14 protein-coding genes are annotated in these 15,653 nt (G+C 39.7%); 13 read left to right on the plus strand and 1 reads right to left on the minus strand.

Going from position 1 to position 15,653, the window contains the following annotated elements; all coding sequences use genetic code 11:
• Nucleotides 1-273: 273 nt before the first annotated feature.
• The 10 genes from H6G75_RS21205 (at nucleotide 274) to H6G75_RS21250 (ending at nucleotide 10,991) form a co-directional block, all read left to right on the plus strand.
• Nucleotides 274-834 (plus strand): nucleoside monophosphate kinase, encoded by a 561-nt coding sequence (locus tag H6G75_RS21205; protein ID WP_190982000.1) that lies wholly within the window; start codon nucleotides 274-276, stop codon nucleotides 832-834.
• A 129-nt stretch (nucleotides 835-963) separates the two neighbouring features.
• Nucleotides 964-1,704 (plus strand): ribonuclease PH, encoded by a 741-nt coding sequence (gene rph, locus H6G75_RS21210; RefSeq protein WP_190982001.1) that lies wholly within the window; start codon nucleotides 964-966, stop codon nucleotides 1,702-1,704.
• Nucleotides 1,705-2,175: 471 nt separating this feature from the next.
• On the plus strand, nucleotides 2,176-4,986 hold the full coding sequence (locus H6G75_RS21215) for a CHAT domain-containing tetratricopeptide repeat protein (protein WP_313934883.1): 2,811 nt from the start codon (nucleotides 2,176-2,178) through the stop codon (nucleotides 4,984-4,986).
• Nucleotides 4,987-5,376: 390 nt separating this feature from the next.
• A complete protein-coding gene (gene pgl / locus H6G75_RS21220) occupies nucleotides 5,377-6,099 on the plus strand; it encodes a 6-phosphogluconolactonase (RefSeq protein ID WP_190982002.1) in 723 nt (240 codons plus the stop codon).
• A 209-nt stretch (nucleotides 6,100-6,308) separates the two neighbouring features.
• A complete protein-coding gene (locus H6G75_RS21225; RefSeq protein WP_190982003.1) occupies nucleotides 6,309-7,145 on the plus strand; it encodes an FHA domain-containing protein in 837 nt (278 codons plus the stop codon).
• Between the two features lie 179 nt (nucleotides 7,146-7,324).
• Nucleotides 7,325-8,068, plus strand: coding sequence for a M50 family metallopeptidase (locus H6G75_RS21230; RefSeq protein ID WP_190982004.1), 744 nt, complete (start codon nucleotides 7,325-7,327; stop codon nucleotides 8,066-8,068).
• The gene (locus H6G75_RS21235) at nucleotides 8,068-8,250 is read left to right on the plus strand and encodes a hypothetical protein (protein ID WP_190967617.1); all 183 of its coding nucleotides are present in this window, start codon (nucleotides 8,068-8,070) and stop codon (nucleotides 8,248-8,250) included. Before H6G75_RS21230 ends, H6G75_RS21235 begins: the two co-directional genes overlap by 1 nt.
• Nucleotides 8,250-8,507 carry a hypothetical protein gene (locus tag H6G75_RS21240; protein WP_242051198.1) on the plus strand — a complete coding sequence of 86 codons (258 nt, stop codon included), beginning with the start codon at nucleotides 8,250-8,252 and terminating at the stop codon, nucleotides 8,505-8,507. The genes H6G75_RS21235 and H6G75_RS21240 overlap by 1 nt, the downstream gene beginning before the upstream one ends.
• A gap of 226 nt (nucleotides 8,508-8,733) precedes the next feature.
• Nucleotides 8,734-10,443, plus strand: a complete 1,710-nt coding sequence (locus tag H6G75_RS21245; protein ID WP_190982005.1) for a P-loop NTPase fold protein — start codon at nucleotides 8,734-8,736, stop codon at nucleotides 10,441-10,443.
• Between the two features lie 38 nt (nucleotides 10,444-10,481).
• On the plus strand, nucleotides 10,482-10,991 hold the full coding sequence (locus H6G75_RS21250; protein WP_190982006.1) for a hypothetical protein: 510 nt from the start codon (nucleotides 10,482-10,484) through the stop codon (nucleotides 10,989-10,991).
• 113 nt (nucleotides 10,992-11,104) lie between these two features.
• Here H6G75_RS21250 and H6G75_RS21255 read toward each other — a convergent pair whose 3' ends face one another.
• Complete coding sequence (locus tag H6G75_RS21255; protein WP_190982007.1) at nucleotides 11,105-13,153, minus strand: elongation factor G; 2,049 nt, start codon at nucleotides 13,151-13,153, stop codon at nucleotides 11,105-11,107.
• Between the two features lie 273 nt (nucleotides 13,154-13,426).
• On the opposite strand from H6G75_RS21255, the gene H6G75_RS21260 reads away from it, so the two are divergent.
• The 3 genes from H6G75_RS21260 to H6G75_RS21270 all read left to right on the plus strand — a co-directional run bounded on the left by H6G75_RS21260 (nucleotide 13,427) and on the right by H6G75_RS21270 (nucleotide 15,387).
• Nucleotides 13,427-14,353 (plus strand): lipopolysaccharide assembly protein LapB, encoded by a 927-nt coding sequence (locus H6G75_RS21260; RefSeq protein WP_190982008.1) that lies wholly within the window; start codon nucleotides 13,427-13,429, stop codon nucleotides 14,351-14,353.
• 86 nt (nucleotides 14,354-14,439) lie between these two features.
• On the plus strand, nucleotides 14,440-14,988 hold the full coding sequence (locus H6G75_RS21265) for a phosphate-starvation-inducible PsiE family protein (RefSeq protein WP_190982009.1): 549 nt from the start codon (nucleotides 14,440-14,442) through the stop codon (nucleotides 14,986-14,988).
• Nucleotides 14,989-15,144: 156 nt separating this feature from the next.
• On the plus strand, nucleotides 15,145-15,387 hold the full coding sequence (locus H6G75_RS21270; RefSeq protein ID WP_190982010.1) for a hypothetical protein: 243 nt from the start codon (nucleotides 15,145-15,147) through the stop codon (nucleotides 15,385-15,387).
• Nucleotides 15,388-15,653: the final 266 nt, after the last annotated feature.

Below are 15,653 nucleotides of genomic sequence, written 5' to 3' on the forward strand. Positions count from 1 at the left end.
TTATATGATTTACCTGATTTTGACAAGGGTGTTCTGAGAAAAGGGAAATAGGGAGTGGGGAGTAGGGAATGGGTAAGGCTGGAACGGAAAAGTCATCTAAAATCCAAAATTGGTATGAGATATTGACATTTTTGTTTTTTGGATGAAACTAGTCGCAACAAGATCGCAAAATTTGGAGCCATGAATGAAATTAACCGAGTCTCATCAGAACTCTGAATTTGGAAAAAACAGAGTAGAATGTTGTGAATTTTACCAGATGAGGAGTGAAATCAAGTGAAATTAGTGATTCTGGGAGGTTCAGGATCAGGTAAAAGCACTCAAGCGCAAAGGCTGGGCAGACACTTTGATATACCTCAGATTTCTACGGGTGAAATTTTACGGGAAGCGATCGCTAACTATAGCGAACTTGGTCGCCATGCACAACCCTACGTAGCCAGAGGCGAGTTAGTTCCCGATGAAATGATGATTGAATTAATGCGGCTACGTCTGACCAAGCCTGATGTTAGTTGTGGTTGGATATTAGAAGGCTATCCCCGCACCGCCTTTCAATCGGAAGAACTAGATTTTTTATTGGATACTCTAGGACAGAAACTCGACTGGGCAATTTATTTACAAGTCCCGCAAGCCGTCATGGTTAGCCGTTCCTTGGGGCGTTCTCTTCCAGATGACCAACCAGAAATCGTTCAGCGTCGTGTAGAACTCTTTTACGATCGCACTATCCCCATCCTAGAATATTACGATCGTCGCCGCCGCCTATTAACCATTAACGGCGATCAAACACCCGATATGGTTGAGCAGAATATTCTGAATTTGCTGTTGAGTGCTGAGTGCTGAGTGTTGAGTGTCGTACACTGAGCGGAGTCGAAGTGTACGTTTTGAGTCAAAAGATAAAATTTCAGATTGCAAATTTCATACTTCACACTTCCCACAGTATCCTAATAGGAAAATCTTGAGGCAAATCCAATGGCATGGCAGCGTCCCGATGGCAGACAACCTTACGAACTCCGTACTGTAAGCTTTCAGTCTGGCTTTACTCGCTTTGCACCTGGTTCAGTGTTAGCTAAATGCGGCGATACTCAGGTACTTTGTAATGTCAGCGTGACTGAGGGAGTGCCAAGATTTTTAACAGGAAGTGGCAAAGGTTGGTTAACAGCTGAGTACCGAATGTTACCCGCCGCCACCCAGCAGCGCCAAGAAAGGGAATTGTTGAAATTGTCGGGAAGGACGCAAGAAATTCAACGGTTAATTGGACGTAGCTTAAGAGCCACCCTAGATTTTGAGGCGTTAGGAGAACGTACAATCACTGTAGATGCTGATGTGTTGCAAGCAGATGCAGGTACTAGAACCACAGCTATTACAGGTGGTTTTGTGGCTTTAGCGCAGGCAATTTCCCAATTATTACAGCGCGGGGTGTTAGAGCGATCGCCTTTATCTGGACAAGTAGCAGCTGTTTCTGTAGGCTTATTAGACGGTGAAGCATATCTAGATTTAAACTACCCAGAAGACGTAGCCGCTACAGTCGATTTCAACGTTGTTATGGATAATCGCCTGGGAATTATTGAAGTTCAAGGAACAGCAGAAGAAGGTAGTTTTACTCGCACTCAGTTAAATCAGTTGTTAGATTTTGCTGAAAAAGGTATTCAACAATTATTAATTGCTCAACGTGAGGCTATTCCTGACTGGGAAAAACTTTTTGAAGTATGAAGTATGAAGTATGAAATTTTGTATTCTGACTCAAAACTCACACTTCGACTTCGCTCAGTGTACGACACTCTACTACTTCCCTCAATATACAAGGTTGGGTGAAACGTAGTGGAACCCAACAAATGCTATAAAGAAAACCACAAAACTGTCAACTACAAAAGATAAAAATTTGGGTTTTTCAATAGTAAATTGAGCCTTTGAATTAGAATTTTCAGCCTTTTTACTTGAACATTGAGGTTCTGAGGGTAAAAGTTGAGCTTTTAAGGGTGAAGTGTCGAGAAATTTTGTGGGATGGTCTCACGCAGAGGCAAGGCAGTGCGTTGGGCGGGTTTCCCGACTTGTAGCGACTGCCGCGCAAAGGCGCGGAGAGGAAGAAGAGGTTTTGAGTTTTGTTGACAACAGCTTTGCAAAAAGTTATTAGAGCGGACATGATTGATGTCATAGCCAAACCAAAATGCTTGTGAGTTGATTGTGAAAAAGTTATTCAGTGCGATTAATGCTGCGGGTGTGTGTCTAACACCTTGGATAATGGTAGCGGGAATGACACCAGGGTTACTCTTAAGTATGCCAGTCAAAGGGATGGCGCAACAGCAAACTCCTACATATTCAGCAGAGCAACAAGCAGCCTTAAAGGAAGCTGAAGAACTAAATCAACAAGTCACCAAGTTATACCAAGAAGGAAAATATAGTACTGCTATTCCCTTAGCTGAACGTGTATTAGCTATTAGAGAAAAAGTCCTTGGACAAGAAAATCTCAGTGTCGCCACTACTTTAAATAATTTGGCTACACTATATCAAGCACAAGGAGAATATCAACAAGCAGAACCTCTGTATCTCCGCTCACTAGCTATTAAAGAAAAATTATTGGGTAATTCGCATCGTGAGATTGCTACTAGCTTAGATAATTTAGCTTTACTGTATAGAAAACAGGGCAAATATGAACAAGCAGAACCGTTGCATCTGCGTGCTTTAGCTATCTATGAAAAGATATTTGGCAAAGAACATCCTGATGTCGCTATTAGCTTAAATAATTTAGCCGGACTGTATCGTCTACAAGGCAGATTTAAACAAGCAGAACCTTTGTATCTCCGCTCACTGGCTATCTATGAGAAGTTGCTGGGTAACTCCCATCCTGATTTTGCAACTATCTTAGATAATTTGGGATTATTTTATGATTTACAGGGAAAATATGAACAAGGGGAATCACTGCACCTGCGTGCTTTAGCTATTTATGAAAAGGTGTTTGGTAAAGAACATCCCGATATTGCAATTACTTTAAATAATTTGGCTGCATCGTATAATGCCCAAGGAAAGTTTGCCAAAGCCGAACCTTTGTATTTCCGCGCTTTAGCTATTAGTGAAAAGATATTAGGTAAATCACATCCTGATGTTGCCAATAAATTAGATAATTTGGCTGCACTATATAGTTCACAAGGGAAATATGAACAAGCAGAAGTTCTGCATCTCCGTGCTTTAGCAATTTTTGAAAAGGTATTAGGAAAACAACATCCTGATGTGGCGATTAGCTTAACTAATTTGGCTTCTTTATATCAAGCCAAGGGTGATATTGTTCATGCTGTTGATTTTGAGCGTCGTGGGTTAGAAATTCAAGCAAAAAATCTTGATTTAATTTTTGCTGTCGGCTCGGAAAAAAATAAACAAGATTACATTAAGACTTTTGCTGGGACAACTGATGCTACTGTTTCCTTGGCTCTACAAGAAGCTAAGAAAAATCCAGCCGCCGCTTCTTTAGCTTTAATTACTGTATTACGTCGCAAAGGGCTAGTTTTAGATGCTGTAGCTGACAGCATCCAAATATTACGCAGCAAATTAGATAAAAATCCCGAAACTCAAAACTTGTTTACTCAATGGTTGCAAATACAACAGCAATTATCAGCCTTAGTTTTTTCACGTTCAACACAACAAACTGCTAACCCAACAGAGCAGATAGGAAAATTGGAAGCAGAAAAAGAAAAACTGGAAGCCAAAATTAGTGTGAAAAGTGCCGAATTTCGTCAACAAATTCAACCAGTCGATTTATTTGCTGTCCAAGCCAAAATACCTCAAGATGCAGCTTTGTTAGAGATTGTGCAGTATAAACCATTCAACGTCAAAGCCACAACGGAAGCGGAAAAATTTAGTAAACCCCATTATGCGGTGGCGGTTTTACGTTCTCAAGGTCAACCAAAATGGGTTGATTTAGGTGAAGCCGCAGAAATTGATAAATTAGCAATAGATTTCCGCACAGCGTTAGCCATTGGTACAGGATTTAAAAAACTGGCTCGCACGTTAGATGAAAAATTAATCGCACCTATTCGCCCTTTTTTGGGTGATGCGCGGCATATTTTAATTTCTCCTGATGGACAATTAACATTAATTCCCTTTGAAGCTCTCAAAGATGAGCAAGACCAATTTCTCATTCAGCGTTATTCATTTTCTTACCTGACAACTGGGCGGGATTTATTACGTTTTCAGTCAAATGCTAGTAATGCTACGGCTCCGGTTGTGCTGGCAGATATTGACTACGACTATCAAAATCAAACTGTCGCCTCTAATAAAAAGCCTAGTGTACAAACCTTTCCAAATAAACGCTCTAGTGATTTGGCAACCTTGGAATTTCTGCCTTTAGCTGCAACTAAATATGAAGCGATCGCCATCAAAAAAGTTTTGCCAAATGCTAAATTACTATTAGGCAAAAATGCCACGGAAACGGCAGTGAAAAAATTACATAGTCCGGTGATTCTCCACTTGGCAACTCACGGTTTTTTCATCGCGGATATTGCCCAAAATATCAACGCCTCATTAGACTTACCAGAAAAACCAAATCAAGAAAAGATTTTAGCAGTAGAAAACCCCTTATTGCGTTCTGGTTTAGCCCTAGCTGGTGCAAACAAACGTAATCAGGTGACAAGCGGTGATGATGGGATTTTGACGGCGCTAGAAGTTGCTGGTTTAGATTTGCGTTCTAATCAGTTAGTGGTGCTGTCGGCTTGTGAAACTGGTAGAGGCGATGTCAAAGTTGGCGATGGTGTGTATGGTTTGCGTCGGGCTTTGGTAATTGCTGGTTCTCAAACTCAAGTGTTAAGTCTGTGGTTGGTAGATGATGCTGCAACAAAAGATTTGATGGCGAAGTATTACCAAAATTTGCAAGCAGGTAAAGGAAGACATGAAGCTTTGCGTGCAGCACAGTTAGATTTACTCAAAACAGAAGAATATCAGCATCCACGGTTTTGGGCGGCGTTTGTTCCTTCGGGTAATTGGACACCTTTGCGGGAAAAGTAGTCTGTTTTCAGATCCCCGACTTTTTGAAAAAGTCGGGGATCTCATTTCCCTACACCCTGACACCCCTTTTCCCAGTTAGTACCACTGACTACGGACAAAATAACCTGACAGATGATAACCATAAAATAGGTTAAACTTTGCCCACCTAACTGATGATGTTAGGACTTATGCAGTGAGATGAAAAATCAAAAGTTTGGGCAAGGGTGTAGGGGTATATGGGTGTAGGTATCTAAAACCCTTACACCCCATACCCTTTCACCCCTACACCCATTGTTCACAGACAATCTTGGTGCATAAGTCTTAGATGTTAAAAGTTTCAAAAGTTCAAAGGAGGGTTTGTAATAAGTTCGGTATCGTATTGCTGGAAGCCGGCAATGTAATTATCAAGCCATGAATAAACAGGTAGAAGTTCTATCGGATCAGTCTGCGCTGATAGCGCGATCGCTAGAGTTAATTTTATCGAAGTTAGAAACCGCCATTGCTCAACGGGGGCAATTTACGATTGCCTTATCTGGCGGGAGTACACCCAAGCCTTTATATGAAGCGATCGCTACAAAAGATTTGCCTTGGGATAAAATTCACGTCTTTTGGGGTGATGAGCGTTACGTCCCGTCAGATCATCCCGATAGCAATGAATTAATGGCGCGGCGTGCATGGTTAGACCGTGTTGATATCCCCGCCGCCAATATTCACGCTATGCCCACTTTAGATGCTGATCCAGCTTTATCGGCTGCCAAGCATGAGCAGGATTTACAAGAATTTTTTCATTCTGCTCCCGGTGAGTTTCCATCATTAGATGTAATTCTGTTGGGTATGGGTGATGATGCCCATACTGCATCTTTGTTTCCCCACACCGAAGCCTTAAAAGTGAGCGATCGCTTAGTGACTGTGGGTAATAAAGATGGCAACCCCCGCATCACTTTTACTTACCCTTTTATCAACGCTGCTCGTAGCGTGATTTTTGTAGTCGCTGGTGCTAATAAACGTCCAGCTTTAGCCCAAGTCTTCGCCCCCCAAGCCGATGACTTTAGCTACCCATCTCGCTTAATTCGTCCCCAAGGCGAACTTTGGTGGCTACTAGATGCGGCTGCTGGGGCGGAATTGCCAAATTAAAGTCAAAAGGTAAAAGTAAAAAGGTAAAAGACTCTATTGTTTGTTACTTTTGCCTTTTTACTTTTAACTTCCTAAAGAGTAGTTGTTAAAATCGAAAGCTAGAATTGCCCCCTTGCAAAACTGCTGATTGGTGGAAGCAGAAGCATCTACGGAGTTTTTTCTGCTTGCCAGTGCTATCTAACGCTGATCTTCAACAAAGGCTTAAATCAATGATCGTCTGCCCGAATTGCAATCATCCCAATCCTAACGGCGCTGTCCAGTGCGAAGCTTGCTATACGCCTTTACCAGCGACTAGTAACTGTCCCAACTGCGGAGCAACGGTACAGGCTGATGCTGCTTTCTGCGGTCAATGTGGGTTTAATCTCCATTCTGCTGCTGCACCTGCTCCTGTTTCTCCTGCGGCTGTTGCACCTACAGTTGCTCCCGAAGTTCCTATACAAGTACCGCCATTAGTGACACCAGATCCATTGTTGGATCTGTTACAACCAGACGCACTAGGAATTAATGCACCACCAGCCACAGCACAACAACCCCTAGCAGTGGAAAGCGCACCTCCATCTCCACCGCCTGTAGCTGCTGCACCTGTGCCAGAACCAGAACCAGAACCAGAACCCGCACCTGCACCAGAACCTGTACCTGTACCTGAACCAGAAGCAACAGTACCCGCACCTGTACCTGTACAAGCCCCCGCAGGTGTGGCCAGAACTCAGTTACAACAGGTGACAGCGCGGTTAGTTCACATTCAAAGTGAGCGCGAAATTGAGTTACCCCAAAGTCTGTCGGTAATTCACATTGGTAAACCCAACGATCGCATCCCCCCCGATATCGATGTTTCTGGGTTTAGTAATTCAGAAATTGTCTCTCGCATCCACGCAGATATTCGCGTTGAGGGAGATTCTTTTTATGTTGAAGATGTCGGTAGTTCTAATGGCACTTATATTAATAACTTGCCATTGTTACCAGGGAACAGACACCGCCTCCGCCCAGGCGATCGCATCAGCCTCGGTAAAGGCGACTTGGTAACATTTATCTTTCAGCTAACTTGAAAATAGGGGACAGGGAACAGGGAACAGAGAAAGAATGATTCTGCCCCCTGCCTCCTGCCTCCGGTTGGTGAATCTCGACTTCGCTCGATTACCGCGTAGCCGAACCACTGCCTTCTTAGATTAGGATGGATGAAAAGACACTCCACTCATTGGGGTAATTACATTCAGGAAAGTACGCCATGAAGGAACCAAGTAAAGATTTTGCAACTTTGCTCTCTACAGAAGCCCCACCAGAGGTAGAACGTATGGGGTTGACTTGGTTAGTTGCAGCTGCGATCGCTACGGCTTTGTTGTGGCAGGTTCCCGGCGGCGACTATATTTTATACCCGTTCACCATTCTGGCAACTTGGTTTCATGAAATGGGACACGGTTTAATGGCGCTGGTGTTGGGCGGACAGTTTCACAAGTTGGAAATTTTTAGCAATGGTTCCGGTGTAGCTACTTATAGCATCGTCAGATCACTAGGCCCCCTTGGCCCCGGTTTAGTTGCTGCGGCTGGGCCAATGGGGCCGCCAATTGCTGGTGCAGCTTTGATTCTGGCTTCCCGCAGTTTTAAAGCTGCATCTTTGAGTTTAAAAATTTTAGGTAGTTTTCTATTATTATCTACATTAATTTGGGTGCGTTCTTGGTTTGGGTTATTGGCAGTTCCCTTATTAGGTTTAATTATTCTTGGTATTTCTTTAAAAGCACCACGTTGGATGCAAGGTTTTGCTATTCAATTTTTGGGTGTCCAAGCTTGCGTGAGTACTTATCACCAACTCGATTATTTATTTAGTTATAGTGCTGGTTATTTGGGGCTATCTGACACAGCCCAGATGCAAAGATATTTACTTTTACCTTATTGGTTTTGGGGCGGCTTGATGGCGATCGCTTCTTTGATTATCTTGATTCAAAGTCTCCGCATTGCCTATCGTTCAGCGTAATGGGTAAGAAACATCACAAAAAGGCGATTGATTCCTTAACTCAAAGGATTCATGAACATCAAGAAAAGATTAGACTGGAATCAGAAAAGGATTTACCAGACGAAGGTTTAATTAAACATTGGGAAAAAGAGATTCGTGCTTTTGAAAAAGCAATCCAACAAGCCCGCAAAAGATTGGAATAATGAATATGCAGATTAGCGATCGCACTTTAGCAATTAGAAGTTCTACACTCAGTACTTTAATTGCTGAATTAGGTACAGAATGTAGTAAAGTTCAAGCTTTAATCAATCAACTCCAGTTACCCAGTTTAACTACTAATCAGCAAGCTGAAATATTGGGAGAATTACTAGCTGCTACAGTTCATTTGCATACCCACTGCGATGCAGATTTTCAGTCTCTGATTGCTGAAGAGATGGAAACTTTGCCCGATGAGGAATGATTTTTTAGAGCGATCGCATTATGTATGAAAATTAGTGAGTTCACTGCTGGTAAGTTCGGTTAATCTGGCTACTAGTTTTGTACGTAAGTAATCAAAATCAGCTACCATAAGGTATGAGATTTTTTGTTGTTTTTTGTATATAACAACATAGCCTTCTACTTCTAATTCATGCTTTTAGAATTAATAAAATAATTATAATTTCAGTTATCAGAGGGTACAAGTGTTTATGGGGGACAGTACAAATATATTTTGTCCTGGAGTGAATCGAAGAGAAGCAGCAAATATTATTCATAAATTCTTAAACAATCAAGACTATAAAGTATTAGCTATCAAAGGAAAATGGGGTATTGGAAAAACCCATCTAGTACGAAGTTGTTTAGATGAACATCGAAATAACTATTATTTGTATGCTTCTGTTTTTGGGATTTCTTCAATTGAACACTTGAAAGCAAGAATAGTTGCTAATTACCAGAAAAATATCAAACCTAAACCAATTAAAAATATTTCTGAATTTATCAACCGTAACTCTGGAAGATTAGAAAAAACTCCAAAACTCGACTTTGGATTATCAGGTTCATTACTTGCTATGGGTGGTGATTTATTGCTTGAGATATTTTTTAATTTAAACGTAAACGAGAATTCAATTATATGTATTGACGATCTTGAAAGAAAATCTCAGATTCCACTAGATGAAATACTTGGCTTTGTTGAATATCTAGTTCAGGAATTAAAATGTAAAATAATTTTAATTTATAATGATGATAATCTAGATAAAAAATCCAAAAAAAGCTTACTGACTTACAGAGAAAAAGTAATTGATAGAGAATTTACGCTTGCTCCAACAGTAGAAGAAAACTTAGATTTTATCTTTAAAGATCATCCTGACAAAGAGGTAATAAAATCAGTATTTATAAATACTCGTACAAACAACATTCGCGTTCTTCGTAAAACTAGATGGTTGATTGATGAACTTAGTTCTTTAATAAAAGATTGGCAGCCTAGTTTACGTAGTCAAGTTATAAGAAATACTATTATCATTAATTTATTAACAATAGATAAGGAGTTTTGTAAAGATTTTTCCATTACTATAGACAGCGTAGTATCTTTAACAGACTCTTCAAGATATAAAAATAATGATAATTTTGAAGAACAAATTCAACTTATACAAAAATTATCTTATCTAGGATATAATTCTCTAGAAATTGATGAGATTATAATTCATTCAGTTGAAAGCTCACTGTCTCATCATGATGAAATAGAGTTTATTAAAAGAGGAAAGATTCTTAATGATAGAGAGGAAAAAAACCAAGTTATTGAAAGATTGCATAATCTTGGCAAGCCATATTATAATTCATTTGGAAATTCCGAAGAAGAAATTATTGAGGAAATTATAAATTTTCTTGAAGAAAATCATCTATGTTTAAGTATTTCCGAATTTGAACAAGTTGAACAATTTGCTTCAATTATAGAACTTGATATTAGTAAATATGAAAGAGATTTATTAGAACATAAACTAAAAAATAATGACCCTCACTATTTTAATGATTTAAATTTTAGAGCCAAATTGCGTAAATATCCTGAATTAGAGGCATATCTAGAAGAACAAAAGCATCAATATCTGCAAACTTTAGATATCACCACAGCAATAAAAAATATAATCAGTAATGATTCCCGTTCAATATCACCTTGGGAGAAGGAACATATTGACTTTATCAACAACTGTACTGTTGAGGAATATACTCAATGGCTTGAAAAAGGCGATGCTGATTTATATCTTATGGTTAAAAAGTTTTTGAAGTTCAGTTTACCTGCATCCCAAACATTAGAGCAAGCTATTCGCTTATTAGCGAAAAAGAGTAAATTAAATAAAATTAGAGCTAAGTTTCTTTACAATATAGATATAGATAATTTGCCTAATAATAGTGATAAAAGCTGAATATTAAAAATTACTGTTCCAAAAACAAGGAGCAAATAATGTTTGTATCCAAACTATATACAGATAAATGGACAGGGAACAGAAATGAAGAAACTTTTATTGAAAATCCTAATTGGCAACAAATAAAAACAACTATTTGTGAGTTAGATGGTAAAAGTAAAACTTTAGTTAGTTTAGAAGCTGATGTTCAAAGTTATATGATGATTGGTGGAGGTAATGAAGGTCAATATATTGTTACTGCTACTTTAGATAATGAGATTTTTTATTCTCTTTTGCATCCAGTTAATTATGAAATAACCAACTCAGATACTTCTGATCAAAAAATTAATTTATCTATTTTTTATCAAGCATTGATAAATGCAAAAAACAAACATACAAATTCTACGAATGAGCAAAAATTAGTTGTAGGTGGACAAGCAGGTAATTATTCTGAGAAAATTTGTGTTAATTTACCCCAATGTTTAATAGCTGCAATTACATTTGCTGAATCAGGGGAACTTGAATCCTTGTTTAATTGGCAAGAAGATGAATCTTTAGTATTGGTATAAAAATGGGTAAACATCCCGCCTATTAAAAAATTAACTGTTGTGAAACAAGAAATTGGAGTGATAAATATTACCACTCCAAGATTCTGAATAGAGAAGACATTTTTTACTTAATATTATTTGCCGTTGCCGTTACCATTACCATTACTGTTACCAGCAAGCACACGTTCGGCAAGTTTTTCTGGTACTTCTTGGAGGTGGTCATATTCCCAGTGGAAGGAACCAACGCCTAAAGTGAGCGATCGCAACTCGACAATAAAGTTCTGCATTTCTGCTTGCGGCAAATAGGCAGAAATATTATCCCAGCCTTGCCAATCTTGTCTACCTTCGTAACCGAGAATTTGTCCCCGTCTACCACTCAGCAGTTGCAGTACTTTGGCTGTAAATTCGCTCGGTGTGGTTACTAGTACTCGCAAAATTGGTTCTAGTAAGGTGGGTTGTGCTTGGGGTATCCCTGTTTGCATCGCTAAACGCGCAGCTTGTTTAAAGGCTTGTTCAGAACTATCAACGTTGTGATAAGAACCGTTAGTTAGCGTTACAGCCACATCCACAACGGGGAAGCCTAAAGGCCCATGCGCGAGAAATTCCCGCACACCGACTTCTACACCCGGAATATACTGTCTGGGAACTACACCACCGACGATGGTTTCTTTAAAGTTAAAGCCTTCACCCCGTGGTAAGGGTTTGATATCGAGGAAGACATCACCAAATTGTCCATGTCCACCGCTTTGATGTTTATAACGCCCATGTACGGAGGTTACAGGTTTACGAATTGTTTCTTTATAAGGTACTTGCGGCAGATGGGTAGACATGGGCAAGTTATATTTGCGGCGCAGTCTATCTAAGGCGACTTGCAAATGAATTTCACCTTGTCCCCAGAGAATCACTTCGTGGGTGTCGCCATGTTGTTCCCAAGCCAGGGAAGGATCTTCTTCTAATAGTTTAGCGATCGCACTGCTGAGTTTAACTTCATCGTTGCGTTTTTCGGGTGTGATAGCTAACGCATACACAGGTTCTAACTCTTCGGCTTTCGAGATTGTGGTTTTTAGCGTTTCTGTGGAGAGCATATCACCTGTTTTTACACCTTCCATCCGGCTTAAAGCAATAATTTCGCCAGCCACAGCTTCATTCACAGATTGCTGTTGTTGTCCCATCAAGCGATAAAGTCCACCCGCACGCACACCGTTGAGGACAATCCCATCGGTTAATTTACCTCGCCAAATTCGCACTAGGGAAAGTTTACCGCCTTGGGGAGTGTAGTAAGTTTTTAATACCTGTGCCAAAGGTGCTTTGCTGCTGATTTGTTTTAAACGACGTTCGGCGGTACTGTCTGGTTCTGGTGCTTCCCGTAGCAGTGCTTCTAATAAAGGTCTTACGCCATAATCTTGTTCTGCAACCCCAAAGAAGACAGGAACTACTAAATCTGCGCCTAGTTCCATTTTTAAATCGTTGAGAATTTCTTCTTGGGGTGGTTCAATATCTTCTAATAATTCTTCCAGTAAGTGGTCATCAAAATTTGCTAAAGCTTCGAGCATTTCGGCTCGTGCTGCATGTTCTTCGGCTTTGAGATGTTCGGGGAAAGGTATTTGATCGGCTGGTGCGCCAGGATGATATTGATAAGCTTGTTCGCTCACCATATCAATAAAGCCTGTTAATTGTTCCCCTTGCATAATGGGGTATTGGTGCGCCACTAATGGACGGCTAGAAACGGCTTTTAAGGCGTGTAATGTTTCGAGAACATGAATATTTGCCCGATCCATTTTGTTGACAAAGACAATATGGGGAATTTCCCAATCGTCTAAGAATTTAAATAGAGGAGCAAGAGTATGGACGCGATCGCGTATGGGTTCGCAAACTACAATTGCTGCATCAACTCCCATCAAAGCATTGTAAGTTTCTTGGGCAAATTCTACGCTTCCCGGACAATCTATAAAGGTAAACCGAGTTCCGTTATAGTTGGTGCTGGCGGCGCTAACTTCTACAGTCATTTGGCGATCGCGCGATTCTGCTGCACTATCTCCAACTGTGTTACCATCCTTAACGCTGCCTTTGCGAGAAATCGCACCAGTCACAAACAATAAACTTTCAAGTAAGGTAGTTTTTCCACTTAAATAAGGGCCGACAATTGCAACGTTCCGCGAACCCGTGTTGACTTTTTCGCTCATACAACCTCCCTTGCGGTAAGTTATTCTTACCTGCACTACCTGTATGTATTTTTCAGGGATAAATATTCTTCCTTTTAACAGAGAATCATCCCTGCTTTAATTTGTAATTATCCTCCTTTTAATCAGATGCTAAAAAAATTGTAGTCAGTCGTAAGATTTAGCTTAAGAAATATTAAGCAAATCAAACTTTAATGGAAAACCTAAAATATTTGTTAAAACTAACAGCAAGACCAAATTTTTTATTAGCTTAATCTCAATTAAAATTAGTGAAAAATGGGCTGGTTATTCTATAAATATCCCATAATAGGGTTAATAAATCTCACATTCTTGGGTGGTAGTATTTTTTGGCTAACTCCCACAGCTTTGCCTGCGGAGCCTGCTGTATTACTGGCACAATCATTTAATCAAGCGGCTGTAGACTGGTTAAATCAAGGCTTACAGTTAATTCAAGCAGGAAGAGTGCAAGAGGCGATCGCATCCTTTCAAAAAGCAATTCAGCTAGAACCAAGATTAGCCGCAGCCCATTACAATCTAGGGTTAGCATACAGGCAAAGCGGACAATTAAAGCCAGCCGCCGACGCATTTTATCAAGCCACCCAAGCCGATCCCCAGTTTGCCCTAGCTTTTGCCAATTTAGGCGGAGCCTTGTTAGAAGGTAATAATGTTCAACAGGCAAACGATTATTTACAAAGAGCGATAGAATTAAATCCCAAGCTGGGTTTTGCCCACTATAACTTAGGCTTAGTGAGACAACAGCAACAAAATTGGGAACAAGCGATCGCATCCTTTAAAAAAGCCGCAGAATATAGTAAAAATGCGCCAGAGCCTCACTATCATCTCGGTATCTGTTATTTGCAACAAGGTAAACTTGATCAAGCCAAAAGCGCCTTTCGCCAAGCTATTAAAATCAATCCTAAATATGCAGAAGCTCACTATAATTTAGGGACAATTTGGTTTAATCAAAATAAATTAAACGAAGCATTAGCAGCCTTTAGAAAATCTGCCGAATCTAACTCTAATTATCCCAATGCTTATTATGGTGCAGGGTTAGTATTTATGCAGCAAAAAAAATATGCCGAAGCTGCACAAGTGCTGCAATATGCGAGAGATTTATATAAAGCTCAAGGAAATGTTCAGTGGGTACAAAATTCGGAAAAACTGTTGCAACAAGTACAAAATTTAAATTACCAACCACGCTGAGGCGCGAATCTTAATATTAAGTCACAATAAGAGAAATGGATAGACTAGCTGGTGTGGGGTGAAATTTACCTCATAGGAACATACCAATGCAAAAACGCTTCAAAAGTCGCTTTTTATTTTGCGATCGCTGGCTTGATCGACATTTAATTGCTCGGAATATGGAAGCTTTTCAAGACTTACTTGTGATTGTCTTGTGCTTAAGCTTATTTGCAGTCATGATTATGCAGATATGGAGCATAATTATTGCCATCACTCACACATTAGACTATAAACAAGTAACTGCCAAAATTCTCTTTGTCTTAATATTAGTCGAGTTATTTCGACTATTAATGATTTACTTGCAAGAACACAGCATTTCTGTGGGTGTAGCAGTGGAAGTCACAATTGTCTCAGTTCTGCGAGAAGTAGTAGTTCACGGAGCCTTAGAAATTTCTTGGATTCAAACAGCAGCCATTTGTGGCTTGTTATTTATTTTAGGCAGTTTACTACTAGTTTGTGCCAAAACACCACACATGGACTGTATAAGTGCTAACACCAAATTCTGTCCTATTGTCTATCAAGGGGGTAAAGAAAAACAACCCGAACAAGAATTTCGCTATTCACATCAGTGTGAGAAACATCAACCACTGACATAAATTATCCAAGAGGTAATAACTCTGTGGTTATAAAAATCCAACTTTTATTCAAGGCTGCGTCAGCAGCCTTTGTGCTTTTTTCTACGCTTTTAGAGAGATGAACCGAGCTTTTAAGGTAAGTAGAAATGAAATAGAAACTTAAATGAGGTCAATAATATGACTACTACAGGTAACGGACAATCTCAACAACCCATTAGCAACCTAGAATACGATTTTGTTACCGTACTACATAATAAAGCTGAAGCAGTCAAAGCTTATGATCAATACATCCAAGATGCACAACAAGCAAACTCTCAGCCTTGTGTAGAATTATTCCAAAAACTGCGCCAGTCTGATATAGAACACGCACAAGAAATTCGTCAACATCTACAACAAGTTTTGCAACACGGCAAAATGTAATTGTTCCTAACCTAGCAACGACCAATGACACAGGAAGCCAACACTTACGGCAAAGTAGTAAGTGTTGGTGATTCAAGAGACTTGTAAGTTGTCATTAAACATAGTGAGATTCATTTGTTTATATTTACTTAGTAATGCTGCAGAAGTGTTGAATGTTAAGAAAAAACCGATAAAAATCGCCCAAAGTTTGGTAAAATTTGGGCGATAAACATAAATATATCTGTTTGATAGTGATTATAAATACATTTCCCAAAGTTGTCAAAGAT

The sequence above is a fragment of the Nostoc sp. FACHB-280 genome (genome assembly GCF_014697615.1).
GTDB lineage: Bacteria > Cyanobacteriota > Cyanobacteriia > Cyanobacteriales > Nostocaceae > Nostoc_B.

What these genes read in the sequence shown, in the direction of transcription:
- rph (WP_190982001.1), top strand. Translation starts at nt 964, where the DNA reads ATGGCATGGCAGCGTCCCGATGGCAGACAACCTTACGAACTCCGTACT.
- pgl (WP_190982002.1), top strand. Translation starts at nt 5,377, where the DNA reads ATGAATAAACAGGTAGAAGTTCTATCGGATCAGTCTGCGCTGATAGCG.
- H6G75_RS21225 (WP_190982003.1), top strand. Translation starts at nt 6,309, where the DNA reads ATGATCGTCTGCCCGAATTGCAATCATCCCAATCCTAACGGCGCTGTC.
- H6G75_RS21230 (WP_190982004.1), top strand. Translation starts at nt 7,325, where the DNA reads ATGAAGGAACCAAGTAAAGATTTTGCAACTTTGCTCTCTACAGAAGCC.
- H6G75_RS21235 (WP_190967617.1), top strand. Translation starts at nt 8,068, where the DNA reads ATGGGTAAGAAACATCACAAAAAGGCGATTGATTCCTTAACTCAAAGG.
- H6G75_RS21240 (WP_242051198.1), top strand. Translation starts at nt 8,250, where the DNA reads ATGAATATGCAGATTAGCGATCGCACTTTAGCAATTAGAAGTTCTACA.
- H6G75_RS21245 (WP_190982005.1), top strand. Translation starts at nt 8,734, where the DNA reads ATGGGGGACAGTACAAATATATTTTGTCCTGGAGTGAATCGAAGAGAA.
- H6G75_RS21250 (WP_190982006.1), top strand. Translation starts at nt 10,482, where the DNA reads ATGTTTGTATCCAAACTATATACAGATAAATGGACAGGGAACAGAAAT.
- H6G75_RS21255 (WP_190982007.1), bottom strand. Translation starts at nt 13,153, where the DNA reads ATGAGCGAAAAAGTCAACACGGGTTCGCGGAACGTTGCAATTGTCGGC.
- H6G75_RS21260 (WP_190982008.1), top strand. Translation starts at nt 13,427, where the DNA reads ATGGGCTGGTTATTCTATAAATATCCCATAATAGGGTTAATAAATCTC.
- H6G75_RS21265 (WP_190982009.1), top strand. Translation starts at nt 14,440, where the DNA reads ATGCAAAAACGCTTCAAAAGTCGCTTTTTATTTTGCGATCGCTGGCTT.
- H6G75_RS21270 (WP_190982010.1), top strand. Translation starts at nt 15,145, where the DNA reads ATGACTACTACAGGTAACGGACAATCTCAACAACCCATTAGCAACCTA.